At 60.1% G+C, this 5,359-nt stretch carries 5 protein-coding genes; all 5 read left to right on the plus strand.

Annotation, left to right across the window (positions count from 1 at the left end):
* The first annotated feature begins 797 nt into the window (after nt 1-797).
* From serS to recR, 5 genes are read left to right on the plus strand one after another with little or no spacing between them, the layout of a single operon-like run.
* Nucleotides 798-2,090, plus strand: coding sequence for a serine--tRNA ligase (gene serS / locus HMPREF2890_RS00720; RefSeq protein WP_070464034.1), 1,293 nt, complete (start codon nt 798-800; stop codon nt 2,088-2,090).
* 13 nt (nt 2,091-2,103) lie between these two features.
* Nucleotides 2,104-2,904 carry a DUF3108 domain-containing protein gene (locus HMPREF2890_RS00725; RefSeq protein ID WP_070464036.1) on the plus strand — a complete coding sequence of 267 codons (801 nt, stop codon included), beginning with the start codon at nt 2,104-2,106 and terminating at the stop codon, nt 2,902-2,904.
* A gap of 5 nt (nt 2,905-2,909) precedes the next feature.
* A complete protein-coding gene (locus HMPREF2890_RS00730; RefSeq protein WP_070464038.1) occupies nt 2,910-3,467 on the plus strand; it encodes an HD domain-containing protein in 558 nt (185 codons plus the stop codon).
* Nucleotides 3,468-3,473: 6 nt separating this feature from the next.
* Nucleotides 3,474-4,223 (plus strand): LPS export ABC transporter ATP-binding protein, encoded by a 750-nt coding sequence (gene lptB, locus HMPREF2890_RS00735; protein ID WP_070464040.1) that lies wholly within the window; start codon nt 3,474-3,476, stop codon nt 4,221-4,223.
* Nucleotides 4,220-4,852, plus strand: coding sequence for a recombination mediator RecR (gene recR / locus HMPREF2890_RS00740; RefSeq protein ID WP_070464042.1), 633 nt, complete (start codon nt 4,220-4,222; stop codon nt 4,850-4,852). The genes lptB and recR overlap by 4 nt, the downstream gene beginning before the upstream one ends.
* Nucleotides 4,853-5,359: the final 507 nt, after the last annotated feature.

Below are 5,359 nucleotides of genomic sequence, written 5' to 3' on the forward strand. Positions count from 1 at the left end.
TGCCTTCTATGAACTCAAATGCGTCACCCCTGCACCCCAATCCGCACCGGCTTACACCACGGTCTTACAGCTCCAGCGACTCAGGATTGAGCAAAAAGTCATAGATACTTATGGTCGTGATGCCACTCTCACTCCTAAGGACCGGCGTCTCCTCCCCGGAGCCTGTGACACTTTTTTCGAGTAGAAAAACGAGCTTTTGGCTTAAATCCATTAATCCTACTCGAAAAAGTTGTCACATGTGACACTTTTTTCGAGTAGCGAAGAGGGTTGACTCCCTTGAGATTTAGAGTAATCGTATACCAGGTGAGGCTCTTCCGTGAGGCACCCGAAGGATGCCGATATTACCGTCAGAGCTTCGTGTCTTTGGGCAAAACGTCCGACCCGTCCGACCCGTCCGACTCGTCCGACTTGTCCGACTTGTCCGATAGACTCCCTATCTAAGGCTGGGACCATCGATGGCACCCCTGCCCTTCAGGGCTATGAGAGAAAAGCAGTACCTTTGAGCTGACACAAGCCGACTGCTATTTACCGCAATACACAGATATGAAGGACAAGCAACTATCATTTACCGAGGCGGTGGTGGCGATGATCACCATCCCGCTCGCACTGGTCATCGGGTCGATCCTCCTCAGCAAGAAAAAGAGGTAGACCGACGGGGCTGATCTGCTACCGATATTAGATCGCCCCCCTTTCCAGACCCACTTTTCCCTTATCCGGGTACTGAATTTATTCGGTACCTTTGTGTGTTACATACGTCAAGCAATCACGAAACAATAAGCATAGAGTACAGATCCGAGATGTTAACGACTGAATTCCTACTGGAGCATACCGATGAGGCGATCCGGAGACTGAAGATCAAGAATGTCGACCCTGAGCCGATCATCGACAAGGTGCGCGCCCTCGACGAGGAGCGCCGACAGACCCAGAGCGAGCTCGACGAGACCAATGCCGAGATCAATACGCTCTCCCGAGAGATCGGCGGGCTGATGCGCGATGGCAAGCGCGACGAGGCTGAGACGACCAAGGAGAGAGTGAGCAGCCTCAAGAACCGCTCCAAGGAGTTGACCGACCGCAAGCGAGAGCTGGAGCAGCAGCAGGTCGACACGATCGTGCTCCTGCCCAATGCCCCCTCGGAGACTGTCCCCGCCGGCAAGTCGGCCGACGACAATGTCATCGAGAGGAAGGGCGGCGAGATACCGGACCTCCACCCGGACCATAAGAAGCCCCACTGGGAGCTCGCCAAGGAGTATGGTCTGATCGACTTTGAGCTGGGGGTGAAGATCACCGGTGCAGGCTTCCCCGTCTACACCGGCTACGGCACGAGACTGCAGAGGGCGTTGATCTGCTTCTTCATGGACAGCGCACGAGAGGCGGGCTACTTAGAGATCGAGCCCCCCTTTGTCGTCAATGAGGCATCCGGCTTCGGCACCGGGCAGATCCCCGATAAGGAGGGACAGATGTACCACTGCGAGGTGGATGACTTTTACCTCATCCCGACGGCAGAGGTGCCGGTGACCAATATCTTCCGCGACGAGATCGTCGAGGAGAAGAGCCTGCCGATCCGCATGTGCGCCTACTCCGCCTGCTTCCGTCGCGAGGCGGGGAGCTACGGCAAGGACGTGAGGGGGCTCAACCGCCTACACCAGTTTGACAAGGTAGAGCTGGTTCACATCGAGCATCCCGACCACTCCTACGAGGCACTGGATCAGATGGTCCGCTACGTGGAGACGCTGGTGCAGAAGCTTGAGCTGCCGTACCGCATCGTCCGGCTCTGTGGTGGAGACATCAGCTTCACGTCGGCGCTGACCTTTGACTTCGAGGTCTTCTCAGCTGCACAGGAGCGCTGGCTGGAGGTGAGCTCGGTATCCAACTTTGAGAGCTTCCAGGCCAACCGCCTGAAGTGTCGCTTCAAGGGCGAGGACGGCAAGATGCACCTCGTCCACACGCTCAATGGCAGCGCCCTCGCCCTGCCCCGCATCGTGGCCGCACTGCTGGAGAATAACCAGACGCCAGAGGGCATCGTCATCCCCGAGGCGCTGCGCCCCTACACCGGATTTGACATCATCCCGGCACCTGCTGCGGGCAAGTGAAGTAGAGCGACGGATGCGTCACATACGATCATACACCCTCATCCTGCTCCTCACGCTCCTCTCGGGGATGGCGGCGGCGCAGGGTCCCACCGCACGGCTCAAGTCATCGCCCATGCTGGCGGGGAGCGAGACGCTCACCTTTGACCTCTCCTACTCCGTTGCCTTCATCAAGGGCAGCGTAGGCACAGCCACCCTCACCACCACGCCCACATCGGGAGGCAGCTGCACCACGCAGCTCCTGCTCCGGACGAAGAATGCCGTCGAGACCTTCTTCCCCATGCGGGACACGATGCAGACCTGGTACGGCGCCGACCGGCTGCCGCAGCGCTTCTACAAGGGGATTGATGAGAATAAGTACCGCATGCGGGACGAGGTGACCTACCGATTTACCCCCAAGACCGCCTTCACCAGTGCGAGGCAGTACCACGACGACGGCACCCTGAGGGAGTCGCGTGACAGCCGCATCGATGCGACGAGTGCCGCAGTGCTCGACCTGATCTCCATGGTCGCCTATGTGCGGGCGATCCCCGAGGAGGAGCTGGCAGCCACCAAGAGCGGGGAGAGATTCATCATCCCGCTCGGCAAGGAGCTGACAGAGGGGCGCTTCACCTTCATCGGCTACAAGATGCGGAAGTATCAGGGCAAGTCGGTCAGCACGATGGAGGTGAGCTTTGACATCGGCGACCCGGGATTTAAGAAAAATCGGGACACGCTGCGGCTCTACATCACCCGGGATGCCAAGCGGCTGCCGATCTTTGCCCGCGCCGAGCTGGCGATCGGTGCCGTGGACTGCCGTCTCGTATCAGATAAGTAACCCCCATGAGCAAGCGTGTAGACCCTCTGGAGCTGATCCGCAAGTACTACGACCCTGCGTCGGAGGCGTATCGCATCCTGACGATCCACAGCGAGCGGGTGACGGCAAAGGCGCTGGACATCGTCGACCGCCATCCCGAGTGGCACTTAGACCGTGACTTCGTCGCCGAGGCGGCGATGCTCCACGACATCGGCATCTTCCTCACCGATGCGCCGAGCATAGACTGCCACGGCACCGAGCCCTACCTGATGCACGGCGCCCTCGGTGCCGACCTCCTCCGCAAGGAGGGGCTGCCCCGTCACGCTCTCGTCTGCGAGCGGCATACCGGCACCGGTGTGACGCTGGAGGAGATCCTCAGGGAGGGCTACGAGATGCCGCACCGGGAGATGGTGCCGATCACGCTCGAGGAGCAGATCATCTGCTTTGCCGACTGCTTTTACTCTAAGGGGAATGTGGAGAAGCTGACCGTCGAGAAGAGCGTCGAGAGCCTCCGGGAGAAGCAGCGCGGCTACGGGCAGGACAATCTTGAGCGCTTCGATGCCTGGTGTACCCTTTTCCTATAACGTCACATGAATCTACGGACTGAAGACCTCGTCAAGAAATACAAGAGCCGCACGGTAGTCAACCACGTCTCCATCAACGTCTCTCAGGGAGAGATCGTCGGGCTGCTCGGCCCCAACGGCGCCGGGAAGACCACCACCTTCTACATGACGGTGGGGCTGGTGGTGCCCAATAACGGGCGGATCTACCTCGATGACGAGGACATCACGCGGGAGCCGATCTACAAGCGGGCGCACCGGGGGATCAGCTACCTGGCACAGGAGGAGTCGGTCTTCCGCAAGATGAGCGTGGAGGACAATATCCTCTCCGTCCTTGAGATGACCAAGCTCACTAAGGAGGAGCAGCAGGAGAAGCTCGAGTCGCTGATCAGCGAATTTGGGCTTGAGAAGGTGCGGACCAACCAGGGTGACCGCCTCTCCGGTGGAGAGCGCCGACGGACGGAGATCGCGCGCTGCCTCGCCATCGACCCTAAGTTCATCATGCTCGACGAGCCCTTTGCCGGCGTCGACCCGATCGCCGTGCAGGACATCCAGTCCATCGTCGCCCGACTCAAGCGCCTCAATATCGGTGTGCTGATCACCGACCATAATGTGAATGAGACCCTCTCCATCACCGACAGAGCCTACCTCCTCTTTGAGGGAAAGATCCTCTTCCAGGGAACAGCGGAGGAGCTGGCGGCCAATGAGATCGTCCGGGAGAAATACCTCGGGACCGACTTCGAGCTCCGCCGGCGCACCTTTGCCGGGATCGATGCATGAGACAGGACCTGGGACAATTCTCACCTCTCCTCGACCGAGCCGTCCGGGCGCTCGGCGGGCTCCCCGGTGTCGGCAGCAAGAGCGCCCTACGGCTGGCACTCTTCCTCCTGAGGGAGGACAAGAGCTTCACCCACGGGCTCACCGATGACCTCCGGGACTTCGTCGACGGCATCCACTACTGCAGCGAGTGCCACAACATCTGCGATGAGGAGCTCTGCGCCATCTGCAGTGACCCCCGGCGCGACTCCCGGCTCGTCTGCGTCGTCGAGAGCGTGCGTGAGGTGCTGGCGATAGAGCAGACGGGGCGGTACCACGGACGATACCACGTCCTCGGGGGGCTCATCTCGCCCATCGACGGCATCGGCCCCGATGACCTCTTCCTTGCCGACCTGCCTCAGCGGGTACAGGACGAGGGGGTGAGGGAGATCCTCCTCGCCCTCAGCACCACCATGGAGGGCGACACAACCAATTTCTACATCTACCGCCTCCTCAAGGAGATCCCCGACCTCAGTATCAGCACCCTCTCCCGAGGTGTCTCCGTCGGTGACGACCTCGAGTACGCCGACCAACTCACCCTCGGCCGCTCGATAGAGAACCGGATCCCCTTCTCCTCCACCCTCCGGGAGTAAGCCCTCCCCTTCCGATAATCTGCATTTGGGTAAAAATAGGGATGCAGGACCATCGCAGAGGCACCCCGCCAGGAGTGCTCGCTCCATAGGCATCCTTGCGGATGCCGGTATTGCTGTCAGAGCTTAGTGTATTTGAGCAAAACGTCCGACTTGTCCGACTCGTCCGATTTGTCCGACCTGTGGGCTGCACCCCGGCAGGGGTGAGCAAAAGGAAGCCGATAGCATAATGGTATGCCGGATCCCGCCAGGGATCCCCGTTTCTTAGCCACTGGTCGAGCCGCGATAGCGGCGATGACCTGTGGGAAGATTGATGTCTTAACCTCGACCCCGCAAGGGTGTCGCACTTTTCCGCCCCCCTCTGCGACCCGCAAGGGGTCGAGGATGTATGCGCCGCTGATCCACGGGTCATCGGGGCTTCGCCCCTCGACCTGTGGCTATGGAGCGGGCACCCGCAAGGGGTGCACCCCCGCCCCTGCCTTCCGATAATCTGCATTTGGTGTAGATTCA

Origin of the sequence: Porphyromonas sp. HMSC065F10 (assembly GCF_001808555.1) — a bacterium.
Lineage (GTDB): Bacteria > Bacteroidota > Bacteroidia > Bacteroidales > Porphyromonadaceae > Porphyromonas_A.